This is a genomic window from Nocardia sp. NPDC041819, from assembly GCF_055590505.1.
The window spans coordinates 521,629-539,069 of sequence record NZ_JBVJAP010000003.1 but is presented as its reverse complement, the minus strand read 5'-3'; the positions used below and the strand labels follow the sequence as shown (position 1 = coordinate 539,069).

The 17,441-nt window shown below is 69.2% G+C and carries 19 protein-coding genes; 9 read left to right on the top strand and 10 right to left on the bottom strand.

Annotation, left to right across the window (positions count from 1 at the left end):
- Positions 1-42: 42 nt before the first annotated feature.
- On the top strand, positions 43-984 hold the full coding sequence (locus tag ACZ6DL_RS14235; protein ID WP_466051174.1) for an esterase/lipase family protein: 942 nt from the start codon (positions 43-45) through the stop codon (positions 982-984).
- A gap of 289 nt (positions 985-1,273) precedes the next feature.
- Positions 1,274-3,829 carry an ATP-dependent Clp protease ATP-binding subunit gene (locus tag ACZ6DL_RS14230; RefSeq protein ID WP_393234213.1) on the top strand — a complete coding sequence of 852 codons (2,556 nt, stop codon included), beginning with the start codon at positions 1,274-1,276 and terminating at the stop codon, positions 3,827-3,829.
- Positions 3,830-3,904: 75 nt separating this feature from the next.
- Here the strand turns inward: ACZ6DL_RS14230 and ACZ6DL_RS14225 are convergent, their stop codons facing one another.
- The 4 genes from ACZ6DL_RS14225 to ACZ6DL_RS14210 all read right to left on the bottom strand — a co-directional run bounded on the left by ACZ6DL_RS14225 (position 3,905) and on the right by ACZ6DL_RS14210 (position 8,103).
- Positions 3,905-4,711 (bottom strand): LLM class flavin-dependent oxidoreductase, encoded by an 807-nt coding sequence (locus ACZ6DL_RS14225; RefSeq protein WP_466051172.1) that lies wholly within the window; start codon positions 4,709-4,711, stop codon positions 3,905-3,907.
- A 64-nt stretch (positions 4,712-4,775) separates the two neighbouring features.
- Positions 4,776-5,042 (bottom strand): SHOCT domain-containing protein, encoded by a 267-nt coding sequence (locus ACZ6DL_RS14220; RefSeq protein ID WP_466051170.1) that lies wholly within the window; start codon positions 5,040-5,042, stop codon positions 4,776-4,778.
- 390 nt (positions 5,043-5,432) lie between these two features.
- Positions 5,433-6,137 (bottom strand): response regulator, encoded by a 705-nt coding sequence (locus ACZ6DL_RS14215; protein WP_466051168.1) that lies wholly within the window; start codon positions 6,135-6,137, stop codon positions 5,433-5,435.
- 34 nt (positions 6,138-6,171) lie between these two features.
- Positions 6,172-8,103 (bottom strand): histidine kinase, encoded by a 1,932-nt coding sequence (locus ACZ6DL_RS14210; RefSeq protein WP_466051166.1) that lies wholly within the window; start codon positions 8,101-8,103, stop codon positions 6,172-6,174.
- A 513-nt stretch (positions 8,104-8,616) separates the two neighbouring features.
- Between ACZ6DL_RS14210 and ACZ6DL_RS14205 the strand changes: the two genes are divergently transcribed.
- Positions 8,617-9,519 carry an ABC transporter ATP-binding protein gene (locus ACZ6DL_RS14205; RefSeq protein ID WP_466051164.1) on the top strand — a complete coding sequence of 301 codons (903 nt, stop codon included), beginning with the start codon at positions 8,617-8,619 and terminating at the stop codon, positions 9,517-9,519.
- Entirely contained in the window at positions 9,516-10,379 is an 864-nt protein-coding gene (locus ACZ6DL_RS14200) for an ABC transporter permease (protein WP_466051162.1), read from the top strand. Before ACZ6DL_RS14205 ends, ACZ6DL_RS14200 begins: the two co-directional genes overlap by 4 nt.
- Before the next feature lie 63 nt (positions 10,380-10,442).
- Here ACZ6DL_RS14200 and ACZ6DL_RS14195 read toward each other — a convergent pair whose 3' ends face one another.
- Positions 10,443-11,051, bottom strand: a complete 609-nt coding sequence (locus ACZ6DL_RS14195) for a TetR/AcrR family transcriptional regulator (RefSeq protein ID WP_466051160.1) — start codon at positions 11,049-11,051, stop codon at positions 10,443-10,445.
- Between the two features lie 108 nt (positions 11,052-11,159).
- Here ACZ6DL_RS14195 and ACZ6DL_RS14190 point away from each other — a divergent pair, with 108 nt between their 5' ends.
- From ACZ6DL_RS14190 to ACZ6DL_RS14180, 3 genes are all read left to right on the top strand, one after another.
- Positions 11,160-11,807, top strand: a complete 648-nt coding sequence (locus ACZ6DL_RS14190) for an FMN-dependent NADH-azoreductase (RefSeq protein WP_466051158.1) — start codon at positions 11,160-11,162, stop codon at positions 11,805-11,807.
- Position 11,808: 1 nt separating this feature from the next.
- Positions 11,809-12,129, top strand: coding sequence for a DMT family transporter (locus ACZ6DL_RS14185; RefSeq protein ID WP_466051156.1), 321 nt, complete (start codon positions 11,809-11,811; stop codon positions 12,127-12,129).
- 166 nt (positions 12,130-12,295) lie between these two features.
- Positions 12,296-12,736 (top strand): OsmC family peroxiredoxin, encoded by a 441-nt coding sequence (locus ACZ6DL_RS14180; protein WP_357043767.1) that lies wholly within the window; start codon positions 12,296-12,298, stop codon positions 12,734-12,736.
- Between the two features lie 55 nt (positions 12,737-12,791).
- Here the strand turns inward: ACZ6DL_RS14180 and ACZ6DL_RS14175 are convergent, their stop codons facing one another.
- From ACZ6DL_RS14175 to mhuD, 4 genes are all read right to left on the bottom strand, one after another.
- A complete protein-coding gene (locus tag ACZ6DL_RS14175) occupies positions 12,792-13,274 on the bottom strand; it encodes a hypothetical protein (RefSeq protein WP_466051154.1) in 483 nt (160 codons plus the stop codon).
- A gap of 35 nt (positions 13,275-13,309) precedes the next feature.
- Positions 13,310-14,101, bottom strand: coding sequence for a CbtA family protein (locus ACZ6DL_RS14170; RefSeq protein ID WP_466051152.1), 792 nt, complete (start codon positions 14,099-14,101; stop codon positions 13,310-13,312).
- Positions 14,092-14,286: a CbtB domain-containing protein gene (locus ACZ6DL_RS14165; RefSeq protein WP_043718599.1), complete on the bottom strand. Its 195-nt coding sequence runs from the start codon at positions 14,284-14,286 to the stop codon at positions 14,092-14,094. Before ACZ6DL_RS14165 ends, ACZ6DL_RS14170 begins: the two co-directional genes overlap by 10 nt.
- A gap of 262 nt (positions 14,287-14,548) precedes the next feature.
- Positions 14,549-14,863 carry a mycobilin-forming heme oxygenase MhuD gene (gene mhuD / locus ACZ6DL_RS14160; protein WP_040864550.1) on the bottom strand — a complete coding sequence of 105 codons (315 nt, stop codon included), beginning with the start codon at positions 14,861-14,863 and terminating at the stop codon, positions 14,549-14,551.
- 58 nt (positions 14,864-14,921) lie between these two features.
- Here mhuD and ACZ6DL_RS14155 point away from each other — a divergent pair, with 58 nt between their 5' ends.
- On the top strand, positions 14,922-15,668 hold the full coding sequence (locus ACZ6DL_RS14155; protein ID WP_466051150.1) for an alpha/beta fold hydrolase: 747 nt from the start codon (positions 14,922-14,924) through the stop codon (positions 15,666-15,668).
- A gap of 21 nt (positions 15,669-15,689) precedes the next feature.
- On the opposite strand, the gene ACZ6DL_RS14150 is transcribed toward ACZ6DL_RS14155, so the two are convergent.
- Entirely contained in the window at positions 15,690-16,607 is a 918-nt protein-coding gene (locus ACZ6DL_RS14150; protein ID WP_466051148.1) for an HhH-GPD family protein, read from the bottom strand.
- 91 nt (positions 16,608-16,698) lie between these two features.
- Here ACZ6DL_RS14150 and ACZ6DL_RS14145 point away from each other — a divergent pair, with 91 nt between their 5' ends.
- Positions 16,699-17,322, top strand: a complete 624-nt coding sequence (locus ACZ6DL_RS14145) for a carbonic anhydrase (protein ID WP_040864678.1) — start codon at positions 16,699-16,701, stop codon at positions 17,320-17,322.
- Positions 17,323-17,441 lie beyond the last annotated feature (119 nt).

Genomic DNA, 17,441 nt, shown 5'->3' with positions numbered 1-17,441 from the left:
CGGTAGCTTCCCCGGAAGACGAGACCGGACCGGGAGGCTATCGTGCGGCGTGTCCCAGGCTTTTCGTTGCTGATCGTTCTGCTCACAGCGGTGTGCGCCACCGCGGGCGCGGCACACGCGCAGGAGCGATATCCGGTCGACTACAACTTCTTCGCGGGCATCCCCGCCGAGCTGTCCCACCCGGGCGGTTCGCTGCCCGGCACCAACGACTGGTCCTGCCGGCCCGGCTCCGAGCATCCGAATCCCGTGGTTCTCGTGCACGGCACGGGCGGTGGCGCACAGACGAACTGGGGCGTGTATGCGCCGTTGCTGGCCAACGAGGGTTACTGCGTGTACTCGTCCACCTTCGGCGCCTACGACCTGCCGTGGCCCGCGTCGGCCATCGGCGGCATGCTTCCGATCGAGCAGAGCTCGGCCCAGCTCGCCGCGTTCGTGGACCGGGTACGGACCGCGACCGGCGCGGCCGAGGTCGACCTGATCGGTCATTCCCAGGGCAACTTCATCGGCAATTACTACGTCAAGCGGCTCGGCGGCGCGGGCAAAGTGGACAAGATGGTCGGGCTCGCCCCGCCCTGGCTCGGCTCGAACGCGGGCGGCATGGCGGACCTGAACGAGTTCGGCACCCGGCTCGGCCTCGGCCCGCTCTTCGACGCCGTGGCGGGCTCGCCGTGCATGGCCTGCCGCCAGGTGCTGCAAGGGTCGGAGTTCGTGCGCACGCTCAACGCGGACGGCGTCTACCACCCCGACGTGGCCTACACGAACATCGCGACCGTACTGGACGAGCTGGTGGTGCCGTACACCTCCGGATTGGTGACCGGGCCCAAGGTGACCAACATCGTGGTTCAGGACGGGTGCTCGACGGACTACTCTGGTCATACGGGCATAGCGGGCAGCAGGAGGGCCGCGACCTACGTACTCAACGCGCTCGATCCCGCGCATCAACGCCCGGTGCCCTGCGGTGTCGCCGACCCGTACACGGGGTAGGCAGCCGAGGTCCGACGTGTGCGGCGGAGATCCGGTCGGCGGACGATTTGTTCGCTGAGGGCAAAACCTGGCCGGAACGAATCCCGCGGCGCCCACGTTGTGAGTGAATGACCGTGCTGTCGCCGGTCGGCAATAGGGTGGACCGGCGGCGGTGGCATCCCCCGCCAACTAGAGTGGAGGCGGGGGCCGCAACCCCCGGGCTTCATGGCAGGCTGACGCCCACGGTTGTTGTACACAGCACACTGCGGCGTCTGTTGCCAGAATGTCGGAGCAGGAGAGTGAGGGAGCGATGTTCGAGAGGTTCACCGACCGCGCGAGGCGTGTCGTTGTCCTGGCCCAGGAAGAGGCCCGGATGCTCAACCACAACTACATCGGCACCGAGCACATCCTGCTGGGGCTGATTCACGAGGGTGAGGGCGTCGCGGCCAAGTCGCTGGAGTCGCTCGGCATTTCGCTGGAAGGCGTGCGCAGCCAGGTGGAGGAGATCATCGGCCAGGGCCAGCAGGCCCCGTCCGGTCACATCCCGTTCACCCCGCGCGCCAAGAAGGTGCTGGAGCTGAGCCTTCGGGAAGCGCTGCAGCTCGGTCACAACTACATCGGCACCGAGCACATCCTGCTCGGCCTCATCCGTGAGGGCGAGGGCGTGGCGGCCCAGGTGCTGGTGAAGCTGGGCGCCGATCTCAATCGTGTGCGCCAGCAGGTCATCCAGTTGCTGTCCGGGTATCAGGGCAAGGAGCCGGTGGAGTCCGGTTCGCGCGGTGAGGCGGGCACCCCGTCCACCTCGCTCGTGCTCGACCAGTTCGGTCGCAACCTGACCCAGGCCGCGCTCGAAGGCAAGCTCGACCCGGTCATCGGCCGCTCGAAGGAGATCGAGCGCGTCATGCAGGTGCTCAGCCGCCGCACCAAGAACAACCCGGTGCTGATCGGCGAGCCGGGCGTCGGCAAGACCGCCGTCGTCGAGGGGCTCGCGCAGGCCATCGTCAACGGCGAGGTCCCCGAGACGCTCAAGGACAAGCAGCTCTACACCCTCGACCTGGGCTCCTTGGTCGCGGGCAGCCGCTACCGCGGTGACTTCGAAGAGCGCCTGAAGAAGGTGCTCAAGGAGATCAACACCCGCGGCGACATCATCCTGTTCATCGACGAGCTGCACACGCTGGTCGGTGCGGGAGCCGCCGAGGGCGCCATCGACGCGGCCTCGATCCTGAAGCCGAAGCTGGCCCGCGGCGAGCTCCAGACCATCGGCGCGACCACCCTCGACGAGTACCGCAAGTACATCGAGAAGGACGCCGCGCTCGAGCGCCGGTTCCAGCCGGTGCAGGTGGGCGAGCCGACGGTCGAGCACACCATCAACATCCTCAAGGGTCTGCGCGACCGCTACGAGGCGCACCACCGCGTCTCCATCACCGACGGCGCGCTGGTGGCCGCGGCCACCCTGGCCGACCGCTACATCAACGACCGGTTCCTGCCGGACAAGGCGATCGACCTGATCGATGAGGCGGGCGCGCGGATGCGCATCCGTCGCATGACCGCTCCGCCGGACCTGCGCGAATTCGACGACAAGATCGCCGAGGCGCGCCGGGAGAAGGAGTCCGCGATCGACGCGCAGGACTTCGAGAAGGCCGCGCGGCTGCGCGACAAGGAGAAGCAGCTCGTCGCCAAGCGGGCCGAGCGGGAGAAGCAGTGGCGCTCGGGTGATCTGGACGTCGTGGCCGAGGTCGACGATGAGCAGATCGCCGAGGTGCTGGCGAACTGGACCGGTATCCCGGTGTTCAAGCTCACCGAGGAGGAGACCACCCGTCTGCTCCGCATGGAGGACGAGCTGCACAAGCGGATCATCGGCCAGGAGGACGCGGTCAAGGCGGTCTCCAAGGCCATCCGCCGCACCCGTGCCGGCCTGAAGGACCCGAAGCGTCCGTCCGGTTCGTTCATCTTCGCCGGTCCGTCCGGTGTCGGTAAGACCGAGCTGTCCAAGGCGCTGGCGAACTTCCTGTTCGGCGACGACGACGCGCTCATTCAGATCGATATGGGCGAGTTCCACGACCGCTTCACCGCCTCGCGGCTGTTCGGTGCCCCTCCGGGCTACGTCGGCTACGAGGAGGGCGGCCAGCTCACCGAGAAGGTGCGCCGCAAGCCGTTCTCGGTCGTGCTGTTCGACGAGATCGAGAAGGCCCACCAGGAGATTTACAACACCCTGTTGCAGGTTCTGGAAGACGGTCGCCTCACCGACGGCCAGGGCCGGACCGTGGACTTCAAGAACACGGTGCTGATCTTCACCTCGAACCTCGGCACGTCCGACATCTCGAAGGCGGTCGGCCTGGGCTTCACGCAGTCCAATGCCGAGGGCTCGAACTACGAGCGGATGAAGCTCAAGGTCAACGACGAGCTGAAGAAGCACTTCCGGCCCGAGTTCCTCAACCGCATCGACGACGTGATCGTCTTCCACCAGCTCACGACCGACCAGATCGTCGAGATGGTGGACCTGATGATCAACCGGGTCGCCACGCAGCTGAAGAACAAGGACATGGCGATCGAGCTCACCGAGAACGCCAAGAACCTGCTGGCCAAGCGTGGCTTCGACCCCGTGCTCGGTGCCCGGCCGCTGCGCCGCACCATTCAGCGCGAGATCGAGGACCAGCTGTCGGAGAAGATCCTCTTCGGCGAGATCGGCCCCGGCCAGACCATCTCGGTCGACGTCGAGGGCTGGAACGGCGAGGGTTCCGGCGAGGACGCCAAGTTCACCTTCTCCGGTAAGGCGAAGCTGACCAAGGCGCAGACCGAAGAGAAGCCGGAAGTCGTGCTGACCGGCGCGACCGAGAGCTCCACCGAGGCTGCCTCGGGCGAGTAAGTCGTAACCGAAAAGCCCGTGCCCACCGTATGGCGGTGGGCACGGGCTTTTTCGTATACCGGCGGTGGCGCCGGGTCAGGAACGCTGGTCGCCGAAATGGGCGAGGACGGGTGCAAAGTCGTCGGCGAGTTCGCCGGGCACGATCACCTCATCGATGCCGTACTTCTCCCTACGGCGCTCGAGCATCTCGGCGGCGGCCGACGGGTCCGCCGGGATCACGCCCGTCGCACCCGCGTCCGCGAGCGCCTTTGCGGTCAGGCCGAGCTTCTTCGAGGTCCAGATCGGCAGCCGCTGACCGATGCCGACCAGCTGATGAGTGAAGCGCAAGGAGCGGTCGGTGCCGTCCCGCGCCGTGCGGACCAACTCGGCCAGTTCCGCCTCCGTGGCGGCGGGCCCCGCGGCGAGCAGAATGCGGTCGGCGAATTCCGCCGCGGTCGCCAGCATCCGGGGGCCATTTGCGGCGATCACGACCCGCGGGGCCGGGGCCACCTGAGCGCGTACGGCGGCGATGGTGGCGACCAGGTGGGCGCGGCGTTGCGCGGCCGAGCCCCAGGATGCCCCCAGCCACTGTGCCTCGGCGGCGGCGTCCGGGCGTCCCGAGCCGATCCCGAGTTCGAAACGTCCGTCCGACAGCAGTTGCAGGGCGGCGGTCTCCCTGGCTGTGGCGGCAGGGGAGCGCAGCGGTGCGGCCAGGACGTTCGGGCGCAGCCGAATGGTGGTGGTGACGGCAGCCGCCGCGGCGAGGGCCGGGAACGGCGAGGGGGTGAACCGGGTGTCGGGCAGCAGGAGGGTCCGGTAACCCTGCCGTTCGGCGGCGGCTGCCTCGCGCGCCCAGTCGGCTCCCGAACGCGGGGTGAGAACGATTCCGAAGGTCATGCTCATGGGTGGGATCTCCCGATCGTGGAAGTTGCGCGCTCGCGCGGTGTCAGCGGTGGACAGCTGGTCGCTAGCGCTTGGCGCGCCGCGGTTCGCTCAGGACGGCGAGCCTGCTGCGGTACTGCTCCTCGGTGATCTCGCCGCGAGCGAACGCGGTGCGCAGCGCGCCGATAGCGCTCGCACGGCCGATGAACCGCCGCCGGGCGAACACAAGCACCGCCACGACGGTCAGCCAGAACAGCAGCGGGAAGATCCAGAAGAACGGCCAGGGGTGCCATCCGCCGTCGTAGTGGTCGGCCAGGAAGCTCACGGCCTCGGGGTGAGTGAAAATATTCATGTCGAAAGCCTGCGCCGAAGGGCATGGCGGGGGCATCGGTCGCGCGTCGTCACTCGAAATACGCCTGGATACGTACCCTCGGAGCCGCGGGTGATGGCCACGCAATAATTTACTAGTTATTTGCTGTCTGTCATCCAGTCCGCGAAATGTAGTTCGCTGAAAAATTGCCGTAGGTCAATTTCGGGCAGGGGTCGATGACTTGACAGGGCGTCGTGGTGCGACGCGACGATCGATGAATTATTCGCTATGGCTACAAAAGGCCCGGCTCTTACGCTGGCAGCGGTACGAAGAATGCACGGGGCCGGACGATACGGTGTCGCGATGCCCGGCGATAGCCAGGCGCGGCGAGCAACCCGGAGACCGCAGTCAGTGCTATCGACCGAGAGCGGCTCACTGCCAGCCGGGCCGGACGAGCCCGGATTCATACGCCATGACCACCAGCTGGGTGCGGTCCCTGGCGTGCAGTTTGGCGAGGATGCGGCTGACATGCGTGCGGGCGGTGGCGGGGCTCATGTAGAGGCGTTCACCGATTTCGGCATTGGTGAGGCCCTCGGCGACCAGGCTCATCACTTCGCGTTCCCGGTCGGTGAGTTCGGCGAGGGTCGCCGGTGGCGGCGTCTTGGCACGCACGGAGAATTCCGCGATCAGTGTGCGGGTGACGCCGGGGGACAGCAGTGCGTCACCCGTGGCGACCACGCGGACGGCACGAACCAGATCGGCCGGTTCGGTGTGCTTGACGAGGAAGCCGGTCGCGCCGGAGCGCAGAGCCTCGAAGACGTACTCGTCGAGCTCGAAGGTGGTCAGCACGACGACGCGCACTTCGGCCAGTCGCGGATCCTCCGCGATCATGCGGGTGGCGGCCAAGCCGTCCAGAATGGGCATGCGGATGTCCATCAGGACCACGTCGGGGCGCAGGCCCCGGGTCATGCGCACGGCCTGCTCGCCATTGTCCGCCTCGCCCACCACTTCGATGCCGTCCTGGGCCTTCAGCAGCGCGACGAAACCCCCGCGCACCAGTGCCTGGTCGTCGGCCACCAGCACCCGGATGCTGCCGGATGGGGCGTCCGCGCGGGCTGGATCGTGGTGCTCGTGCATCGCGTCTCCTCTGCCGTGGGGCCGCGTGGTCCCGTCAGCGCTGCCCGCGACCGGCCGAGGTGCTCGGTCGGGCGGCCGCATCGGCGGGGCGGCCGGGCTTCGCGGGTGACTCGGTCTCGCTCGAGCGGGCGGTACTCGCGGTGCCCGTGGCCGTTGATTCCACTGCCCCGGTACTCGTCGGCGAGGTGCCCGACCCCGCGGCACTCTGCTCCGGCGCACCCATTGCCGTGGCGTCCGGCGCCGGTCCTCGGCCGGTCGAGGCGTTGCCCGTCGGCCTGCTCGCTGTCGCGGCGTCCTGTTCCGACGCGCCCGATGCCGTGCTGTCCCGCGGCGGCCTTCTCCTTGTCGAGGCGCTATGCGTCGACTTGCTGGTCGCATCGGCGTCGTGTTCCGGCGTGCTGCTGCTCCGCGCCGATCTGCTCGCCGCCGTGGCGCTGGGTGCGGACGTGCTCGATGCGCGAGGGCCCTGCTCCGGCGCGTCCGAGGCCATGCCGCTCCGCGACGGTTTTCTCGCTGTCGAAGTGGGGTGGGGCGATCTGCTCTCAGTAGCCGGGCCCGGTTCCGGCGCCGCTGCCTGCGTCGTGCGAGGGGCCGGGGTTGCCGGTGCCGTCGAGCCGGCCTGCGCACCGGGTTCGGGGGCGCGCGTGGGTAACCGGGCCGCGACCCGGAAACCGCCGCTGGGGCGTGGACCGGCGGTGAGAGCGCCGCCGAGTGCGTGGGTGCGCTCGCGCATGCCGATGATGCCGTTGCCGCCGCCGGTGCCGGAACGCGCGGGGGCACTGGTGGGGCGGGTGTTGTCGACGGTGATGTCGACCGAGTCCGGGGTGTAGCGCACGGTCACCGTGGCGTCGGCGCCCGGGGCGTGCCGGAGGACGTTGGTCAGGGACTCCTGGACGATCCGCGCCGCCGCCACGTCGATCACGCTGGGCAGCTGCTGCGGGGTGCCGAGCACTCGGGTGCCGACCGTCAGGCCGGTGGTGCGCGGACGCAGCAGCAGATCGTCCAGGTCGCTGATGCTCGGAGCGGGCGCACGAGGTGCGGGAGGCGGCTCGGCCGCTGTCGCCGAAGCCTGCTCGAGGTCGTCGTCACGATTCGAATCCTGCTCGGCCGCAGCGAAATTGCGGTCTTTGCGGGCGGAGCGGCGAGGCCGTCGGCGACCGGTCTCCTCCGCGTCGGCCGTGGACGGTTGCTCGTCGGGCGCGGCGGTGGCGGTTCCGGAGCGGATCGTGTGCAGGAGCGCGTGTACCTCGGCTAGTGCGTCGCGGCTGGCGTTCTTGATCGCCGTGAGCGCTGTCTCCGCCTGCTCCGGACGTTTGTCGAGCAATTCCAGCGCCACCGAGGATTGCACGTTGATCATCGACAGACTGTGCGCCAGCACGTCGTGCAACTCGCGCGCGATGGCGAGGCGCTCCTCGCTGGCGCGCCGCTCGCGCTGCGCTTCCTCGTCCCGGCGCGCTGACTCGGCGCGCTGCCTGCGGGCGACGAGGACGGCCTTGCGCTGCCGGATTCCCTCGGCCACCAGCAGTAGTATCGCCAGCCACGCCATCAGCGCGAAGACCTGCCACAGGTTTGCCGGGTGACCCAGCTGCGCGGGCAGCGGCCAAACCAGCGCCAGATACCCGAGCGGGACGAGTGGGTAAGTCCACCACCGTGATCCGCTGCTCGCGGCGGTCAAGAAGGCGACGACCAGCGAGACGAAGATCGGCCCGTACCCGTAGCCGCGCAGGAAATAGGCGAGACACACGGCGAGGACGACGATCAGCACGGGCAGCGGCTGCGCCCGGCGCCGGACCAGCGCCACGGGCCCGGCCAGCAGCAGCAGGTAACCGAGCACGTCGAGAGAGTGCACCCCGGTCTGCCGCATGTTCGCGAAGGTGCCCCCGACCACCTGAACCGCGGCCACGACGAGCGCGACTCCCCAGTCCAAGCCGACCGAGCTTCGATCCGTAATCCCTGCCACCCGCACCCACGTAGCCTATGCGGCTCGGTCACGATTCGACGTCCGCCTGGCAACGTATTTCGGGAGAATTGCACCGATTCGGCGATTCGCCGCAGGTTCGGTCCTCGGCGAAAGTCCCCGCGCGCCCGCTGCCCGCGCCGGTCCGGCACGCGATCCGGCACGGCTGTAACGCTGGCTCGTGGCTCGTGGCTCGTGGCTCGTGGCTCGTGGCTCGTGGCTCGTGGCTCGTGGCTCGTGGCTCGTGGCTGGGGGCTGGGGGCTGGGGGCTGGGGGCTGGGGGCTGGTGGGCTGGTGGGCTGGTGGCTCGAGGGCCGTGAGCTCGGGGTGATGGGCAGTGAGCCGTGGCCGGGGAACGTAAGCCGTGCGTGGTGGGCCACCGAGTGGGAGCGGTGCGGCGTGGGCCATGAGTGAGCGGTGGGGCGCAGAACCGTGAGCGGTCAGCCGTCGTCCTGGTTACGTATGCCGAACATCGCCCGGCGACGGATGTCCGCACCGGGGGCGGCGGCGGATTCTCGGTGCATGACAGATTCGATCGTGGTCACCCGAGGGCTGACCAAACGCTACGGGGAGCACACCGCTGTCGACGACGTGAGCATGTCCGTCGTGTCCGGCGAGATCTACGGCTTTCTCGGCCCGAACGGCGCGGGTAAGACCACCACCCTGCGCATGCTCGCCGGGCTGATCCGTCCCAGCGAGGGCACGGCCACCGTCGCGGGGCATCGTCCCGGCGATCCCGCGGTGGTCCGCCGGGTCGGCGTGCTCATCGAAGGTCCCGGCTTCTATCCCTACCTCTCCGGCCGGGACAACCTGCGCGTGCTCGCCGAGTATCGCGGGCTCGGCCGGCCGGAGGTCGACGGCGCGCTCGAACGAGTCGGGCTGGCGGGCCGCGCCGAGGACAAGTACCGCACCTACTCGCTCGGCATGAAACAGCGCCTCGGTGTGGGCGCCGCCTTGCTCGGCAGCCCCGACCTGCTCGTTCTGGACGAGCCGACCAATGGCCTCGACCCCGCCGGGATGGCCGAGATGCGGGAGCTGATCACCGCTTTGGCCGCCGAGGGGCACACGGTACTGCTGTCGAGCCACATGCTCAGTGAAGTCCAGGCGATTTGCGACCGGGTCGGCGTGATCTCGCAGGGCAGGCTGCTCACCGAAGCGACGGTCGCGCAGTTGCGCGGAGGTTCGGCACTGGTGGTGCGGGCCGACCCGCTCGAGGTGGCCCTGCCCGCGGTGCGACGGCTGGTGGGCGAACGTTCGGCGCTGTTGACCGCGAGCGGTATCCGGATCGAGTCGGACACCGTCAGCGCGCCCGCCGTGGCGCGTGCGGTCGTAGCGTCGGGAGCGGACCTGCTCGAGCTGCGGGTCGAAGAGAAGTCCCTGGAGGAAGCGTTCTTCGAGATGACGCGATGGGAGGCCGCGCGATGAACGGCACGGCGATCCGCGATTCGGTCGCGAGTACGAAGGCCGAAATGCTGCGACTGCGGAAGTGGCCCGCGTTCTGGATCCTTCTCGGCACGTGGCTTCTGCTGAATCTCACGTTCGCCTATCTGTTCAACTACCTGGCCTACACCTCGGGGGAATCGAGCCGGATGTCCAACGGACTGCCCCGCGAGGCGTTGCTGCGACAGATGTTGCCGGCCGCGGTACCCGAAGTATTCACCCAAGGGATGGCCATGTTCGGCGGTGCGCTGATGCTCATCCTCGGCGCCCTGGCCGTGGGCAGCGGATACGGCTGGGGGACCTGGAAGACCGTATTCACCCAGGGGCCTTCGCGGGTGCAGGCGGTCGCCGCCGTGGTGGTGAGCCTCGCCGGCGTGGTGGTGGCGTTGGTGTGCACGGCGTTCGTGGTCGACCTCTCCGTCGCCGCGCTGATCGCGGCTTTCCAGTCGCAGTCGCTCGCGCTGCCGGGGCTGGGCCGGTCGATGCTCGGAATTCTCACCGGCGTCGTGATTCTCGGTATGTGGACGCTGGCGGGCGCGCTCATCGGTGCGGTCGCCCGTGGGCCCGCGCTCGCGGTGGGGCTGGGCTTGGTCTGGGTGCTGGTGGTGGAGAACCTGTTGCGCGGCGTCGCCGCGATCTTCGCGCCGATCGAGGTGATCACCGATCATCTGCCCGGCACCGCCGCGGGATCGCTGGCGGGGGCGATGCGTACCGTGGACGGGCCCGCCACGCCCGGTGTGTCGCAGGTGCTTTCGCGGTCCGAATCGGTGGTCGTGCTGGTCGTCTACGTGGTGCTGTTCGCGGCCTGCACGATCTGGCTGATGCGCGAACGCGACCTGGTGTGAGTTACCTGAGGGGTGAAACCGCTGGTGGGCGCGGTCCACCGGCGGTTTCCGCCGTCGGCATGCTCACCCGGCCCCCAGAACGGTTTCCGCGATCACCCGAAGCGCGCCGGTGATCTGTTCGGAAGTCAAGCCGCGCTCGCGCTGCTGCCGATAGACCTCGGCGGCCAAGGGCGCGAGGAGCGGGTCGACCATCGCGTCCGGCTCGCGAATCCCCGCCGCCGACAACAGGGCTCGCACGTGTGCGTACCAGAATCCGTAAGCCCCGGTGGCGAAGCGAGCTCCGCCGATCTCGGCGCCGAGCACGAGATGCGCGTGCGCGTCCAGCAATTCGACCATCGCGGCGTAGAACGCGGCCAGTCGCTGCGCCGCGGGAGCTCCGGGGCCGAGCGGCGGCGGACCGGAGAGCAGTTTCGCTTGCAGTGCCCGCTCGTGTTCGTCCAGCAGGGCCACCGCGATCGAGTTGGTGTCCGGATAACGCCGATACAGGGTGCCTCGGCCGACACCGGCGGCCTTCGCGATGTCGTCCATCGTGACCGTGCGGGGGTCGCGGGTGGCGAACAATTCCGCGGCGGCGCCGAGCACTTTGGCCCGGTTGCGGGCAGCGTCCGCTCGTTCCGGCGCCGCCGACCGGCCCGGCACGGCACCGGCGAGCAGGTCGGCTCGGGGTTCCATGCCGCGACTCTAGCCGATTCGACAACAACTGGACAATCTGTCCGGATCGCTCGTATGGTGGAGATCTACGGAATCGGACATTGTGTCCACTTATTCGGAGGTCGGATTATGAGCACGCTGTTGCACCTCGACGCCAGCGCCCGGCGGCAGTCGATCAGCCGGGAGCTGAGCGCGGCCTTCGCCGACGCGTGGCGCGCACGTCATCCGGACGGTGGCTACCACTACCGCGACCTCGCGGCCGAGCCGGTGCCGTTCATCGGGGCGGCTTGGACCGAGCTGTGCGACGCCGCGCTTGCCCTGCCGAGCACGGACCCGCAACGGCTCGGTGAATTGGTGCGGACCCCGGAGCAGGCCGCCGCGTGGAAGATCATCGAGCCGCTGGTGGCCGAATTGCTCGCGGCGGACGTGATCCTGATCGGCACCCCGATGTACAACTACTCGATCCCGGCTTCGCTCAAAGCATGGCTGGACCAGGTGACCTTTCCGCGAATGTCGCTGGGGCACCGAAGGTTCGTCGTGGCCAGCGCCCGCGGCGGCGCTTACTCGCCGGGCGCTCCGAAAGCGGCCTACGACTATCAGGAGCGCTTCCTGCGCGACTTCTTCGCGGGTCATTTCGGCGTGTCCGACACCGTGTTCGTGCATGCGGAATTAGCCAATTCCCGCCAAGACCCGGCTTTGGCACACAGGCGCGCCGAGCACGACACGTCCTACGCCCGCGCTGCGGCCGCCGTCCGCGCTCTGGCCGGGGAGTACTGAGGTGAACTGGGTAGTTCTCGCCGTCGCCGGGGTGGTGGAGATCGTGTGGTCGCAAAGCATCAAACCGACCGAGAATTTCACCAGACTCGTTCCGACGCTGGTCTGCGTCGTTCTCGGTGTCACGGCCGTGTACCTGCTGTCGCGCGCCATGCAGACGTTGCCGGTCGGCACCGCCTACGCGGTGTTCACCGGCATCGGCGCGCTCGGCGCGATCACCCTCGGCATCGTCGTCCACAAGGACCCGCTCAGCGTGGGCCGGCTCCTGGCGCTCGCGTTGATCCTCGGCGGCATCGTGCTGGCCAGAGTCACGAATCCGGAATGAGGACACGTCGCCGAGGGCGCGGAATCGCCTGAGCGTCCGTGGTTTACCGGCGGTGAGTGAGCGGTGCGCCGCGGCGAACACGATCGGCGAACCGGTGGGCCGGAGCGTGTCCGCCGGGGTAGGTTTCGTGCTGAATCGTCAAACGATCATCGGCGAAAGGACCGTGATGCCCACACGTACCGCGCGTACCGCCTGGACCGGCACCCTTCAGGAGGGTTCGGGACAGGTCGAACTGGCCAGTTCAGGGGTCGGTAAGTACGACGTGTCGTTCCCCAAGCGTTCCGCCGAGGAGGCCGACGGCACCACCAGTCCGGAGGAACTGATCGCGGCCGCGCACTCCTCCTGCTACGCGATGGCGCTGTCGGCGCAGATCGGCAACGCGGGCGGTACCCCGGAGAACCTGGACGTCACCGCCGACGTGACTCTCGGCCCCGACCCGGCGGGCGGCTTCCGGATCACCGGGATCGAGCTGACCGTCCGCGGTCGCGTCTCGGGCATCGATGCCGACGCCTTCCAGGCCGCCGCCGAGGCCGCCAAGGCAGGCTGCCCCGTCAGCAAGGCCCTGGCCGGCGTCGACCACATCACCCTGGACGCGGCTCTCGCCTAGTGCCACCGCTTCGTGCCCCGCACCCTCGACGGAGGCGGGGCGCGAAGCGCGCGTGTCAGCGCTTGCGAAAGTAGTGGCGGGCGGGGCGGGTGTAGAGCGCGGGGACGGCGACCAGGACGGCGAAGATGTGGACGGTGCGGAGGGCGGCCAGTAGCAGGGATGCGGGACCGGCGTCCCGGAAGAGGTCGCGCAGTTCGTTCGCCGACATGGCCGCGGCGAGCGGCTCGACGATCAGTGACAACAGGCCGAACCCGCCGATGCCGACGGTGATCAGCAGGCGGGCCCAGCGATCGCCGTAGGTCATGCGCACCGCGACAGCCAGCACCAGAACGTAGATCGCCGTGCGCACCCCCAACCCGGTGGCCGAGCTCGCCGTGTCGGTTCCGGGGAAAGCCCGGGTGGCCCGCGCGATGGCCTCGGTGGCGCCCGCGAGCACAGCGACGGTCAGAGCGACGAACGCGACGCGGACGGCGCGGGGCGGTCCAGCGGAATGGACGCGCGGCGATACGGGCCAGACGGAAAAGGCAGTGCCGGTCATGGGACCGACACTGCCTCAGTGCTTCCGGACGCGAATCACCCCGCGGTAGCGGCGGCCACCGGTACCGGAGTATCGGTGCGGGTCGCGAACTCGGTGAGCGCCGCGAAGCCGAGGCCGAGACAGGCCCACAGGGTCGCGGTCTCGGCCAGCGACGCCACCCGGAACTGCCACAGCAGGGTGGCCGGGAAGTCCGCGCTCACCTCGTTCACGCCGGGCAGCAGGACGTAACCGAGCGCCGTCACCAGGACGAACGCCGCGACACCGCCGATCAGGCGGAATGTGGGAAGCTGCGCGCGCAGCGCGGTGAACGCCGCGACCGCCGCGCCGACGGCCACGAGGCCCAGCACGACCGCCGCCAGCCACAGCAGGGTGCGTTCGTTGATGGTGTCCGGATCACCCACCGCCGGTGGATTCGCCGGATATTTGAAGAACGGCACCGCGACGATCGCGGCCCAGCCCGCGACGCCGAGCGCCAGGGCGAGCCGTGGGCCGGACAGTGCGGTGTAGCGCCGCGCGAAATGCGCGACCGAGGCGTAGATGGCGCCGAGCGCGAGCCCGGCCAACCCGAGGGCGAGGAACTGTCCGAACTTCTGGCCGCCGCGGCTCACCAGCGGTTCTTCCTCGTCGCCGTGGGAATGCCCGGCTGTCGATTCCGAGTGCTCGCCATGGGTGTGCCCGGCGGCGGACCCCGCTTCCTCGATCGCGATGGCGGCGTCCACCTTCGGTTCGCCGACGAAGTAACCGACTGTCGCGGCCAGCAGACCGGCGATGAGGCCGGCCAGCAGGCCGCGAAGCAGCAGTGTTCGGAGCGAACCGATCAATGGCACGGGAGCCCCAGCAGGTGGCGTCCGTCGTGCATCAGCTCATGCAGATACATCCCGCTGCGCGAGATGACACCCTGGTCGAAGCCGACCAGGTAGAGCGTGAGCAATGCGAGAAGAACGACACCGACCGTGACGAGCACGGTGGCCAGGGAATCGGTTGCCCGGCTGGGTGTATGCGCGATGGCCATTCGAGTCCTCCTTGGGATACGCGTCCCGTCCGGTGGTGGCGCGACGGTGCCGGTGTCTGGCTTTCCGGCACCGGACTCGGTGCGTGGAACACAGTGGCGCGACCGCTCCGGAATCTCACCGGAATTACCGCGTCACCCTCGCGTTTGTCCTTCGAACTGTGACACCCGCACACCCCCCGCGTCAACCGGGTCCGGCACGGGCGTACCACGGCGTCGGGCGAGTCGCCGGGCAGGCGGACCTGCCCGGCGTCGGATGCCGGACTCAGTTCGCGGGCTTGGCCTCGACGTCGAGCACGACCTCGAACTCGAGCAGGGACGCACCAGTCGAAACCGGCTTCTGACGCTCGCCCGCGTGCGCCTCGCGTGCGGGCCCGTCCCGCCAGGCCGCGAAGGACTCTTCCGAATCCCACTGGGTGACAACGAAATACCGCTTCTCGCCGGCGACGGGGCGGAGCAGCTGGAAGCCGAGGAAGCCGGGGGAGCCCTCGACCGCGTGCGCACGGTGGGCGAACCGCTTCTCCAATTCGGGGCCCGCGCCCTCGGGAACCTCGATCGCGTTGATCTTCACAACAGCCATGCGTCCAAGCTAGCGGCTGCGGCCGAGCAGGCGCTCGGTACCTCGTATTGTCGAGTCGATGTTGCACGACGAAGGCGGAGCGGGCGCGCCGATCCTGCTATTGCACGGACTGATGGGCAGCGCGCGCACCTGGCGCGATCAGCTGGCCTGGCTGCGCGGATACGGCCATGTCTACAGCTTCGACGCCGCGGGCCACGGCAGGCCCGCGCCCGGGGAGCTGACCACCGAGGCCTTCGTCGCGGACCTCGCCGCGGGCACCGCCGCGATCGGCGCGCCGATGGTGGTGATCGGCCATTCGATGGGCGCGCTGCACGGCTGGGTGTTCGCCGCGACTTACCCCGATCGGGTCCGGGCGCTGGTGATCGAGGACATCGCGCCGGACTTCACGGGCCGCACCGCCGCGCACTGGGCGGCGATGATCGAGGCGTGGCCGCAGCCGTTCCGCGACGACGAGGCCGTGCTCTCGTTTTTCGGGCCGGTCGCCGGACGGTACTTCCTGAACTCCTTCGAGCGCGGGCCGGAGGGATACCGGCTGCACGGCTCGGTCACCACCTTCCGCGATATCTCCGAGGAGTGGGGAACGCGCGACTTCTGGCGGCAGTGGCATGCGGTGCGGGTGCCGGCCCTGCTGCTGGAGGGCGAGCACAGCATCACTCCGCCGGGGCAGATGCGGCGGATGGCCGCCGCTCATCCGGGCGCCGACTACGCCCTGATCGCCGGTGCCGGCCATCTCGTGCACGACGACCAACCGGAGCGCTACCGAGCGGAGGTCGAGCGCTTCCTGCGACGGGTGCTGAGGACCTGAGCCGCGGCGGACGGTTCCGGGTCAGCCGGTCGCGCCCGGGTGCCCGCCCTCGCCCGCCAAGGCGAACAAGCCATCGGGTGTCTGTTCGATCAGGCCGTCCAGCAGCAGTGAGTCCAGGGCTCGGTCGCGCTGGCCCGGATCGCGGGTCCAGGCGATGTCCAGGCGCGTTCGTTCCACCGGCCCGCTGGCATGCCGCAGGACCTCCAGCAGGCGACCGCGCGCTTGGCGGTCGGTGCCCTCGTACTTCTGGGTGCGGCGGACCACCTCGCTCACCGGCCGGCCCGCGGCGACCCATGCGCAACTCGGCAGTGGACAGCGCGCGCAATCGGGGGTGCGGGCGGTGCACACGGTCGCGCCGAGTTCCATCAGGGCGGCGGAGAACACCGCGGCGCGGTCGACCTGAAGCGGGAGCAGCGCCTCGGTGTCGGGGAGGTCCCGTGAGGAAGGATTGCCCGCTTCGGCGCGCCCGTGCACCGCCCTGGCGACCACCCGCCGGACATTGGTGTCCACCACCGGAACTCGTTGGCCATAGGCGAAACAGGCGACGGCGCGCGCGGTGTAGGTCCCGATGCCCGGCAGCCCGAGCAGCACCTCCACGTCGGTGGGCACCTCGTCACCGTGCTCGGCCGCCAGCACTCTGGCGCACTCGTGCAACCGCAGCGCGCGGCGCGGATAGCCGAGTTTTCCCCAGGCCCGCAGCACCTCGGCAGGCGAGGAGGCGGCCATCGCCGAAGGGACCGGCCAGCGCGCCACCCACTCCCGCCAGATCGGCTCGACCCGCACGACCGGGGTTTGCTGGAGCATGATCTCGCTCATCAGAATCTGCCACGCGGTGACGCCGGGCCTGCGCCACGGTAGATCGCGCGCGGTCTCCCCGTACCAGTCCAGCAACGTGTCCGCGTCGATGCCCTTCGGTGCGCCGTTCCGCACTGCCCTCACTATCCCCGTCCTACTGCTGCCAGGCGGTATTTGCCCACCTGTAACCGGCCGAACTCGCTGGTAACCCGAACCGTCCTGCACAATGGTCGGTATGCCGGATTCCAACCCGATCAGTGCCTGGAAGTCCTTGCGCGAAGGCAACGAGCGCTTCGTCAGTGGTGAACTGCTGCATCCTAGCCAGGGTGCAGCTGACCGGGCCAAGCTCGTCAGCGGCCAGCACCCGCACGCGATCTTGTTCGGTTGCGGCGACTCCAGAGTCGCCGCCGAACTCATCTTCGACCAGGGCCTCGGCGACATGTTCGTGGTACGCACCGCGGGCCATGTGGTCGACAGCTCGGTGCTCGGCTCGATCGAGTACGGGGTGCAGGTGCTCAACGTGCCGCTCATCGTAGTGCTCGGGCACGACAGCTGCGGCGCCGTGAAGGCCACCATCGACGCGCTGGACGGCGGCGAGGTCCCCGGCGGGTTCATTCGCAGCGTGGTCGAGCGGGTCACCCCCTCCATTCTGATCGGGCGGCGCGAAGGCCTGTCCACCGTCGACGAGATGGAGGCCAGGCACGTGGTGGAGACCAGCCGCCTGCTCATGCAGCGGTCGATGATCATCTCGCAGCGGGTGGCCACCGGTGAGCTCGCCATCGCCTGCGTGACCTACAAACTGGCCGAGGGCAAAGTGCAGCTGCACCGGGTAGTCGGCAATATCGGCGAGGTGGTCTGACGCCGCGGCGCGCCCGCCATCGGCCCAGCGTGGCGGCGGAATGTACTCGCCGCCGACAGGGGCGGACGGCCGACACGCCGTGCCCCTGAGACGGTGCGCCCGATGGTGCCCTTACCGTT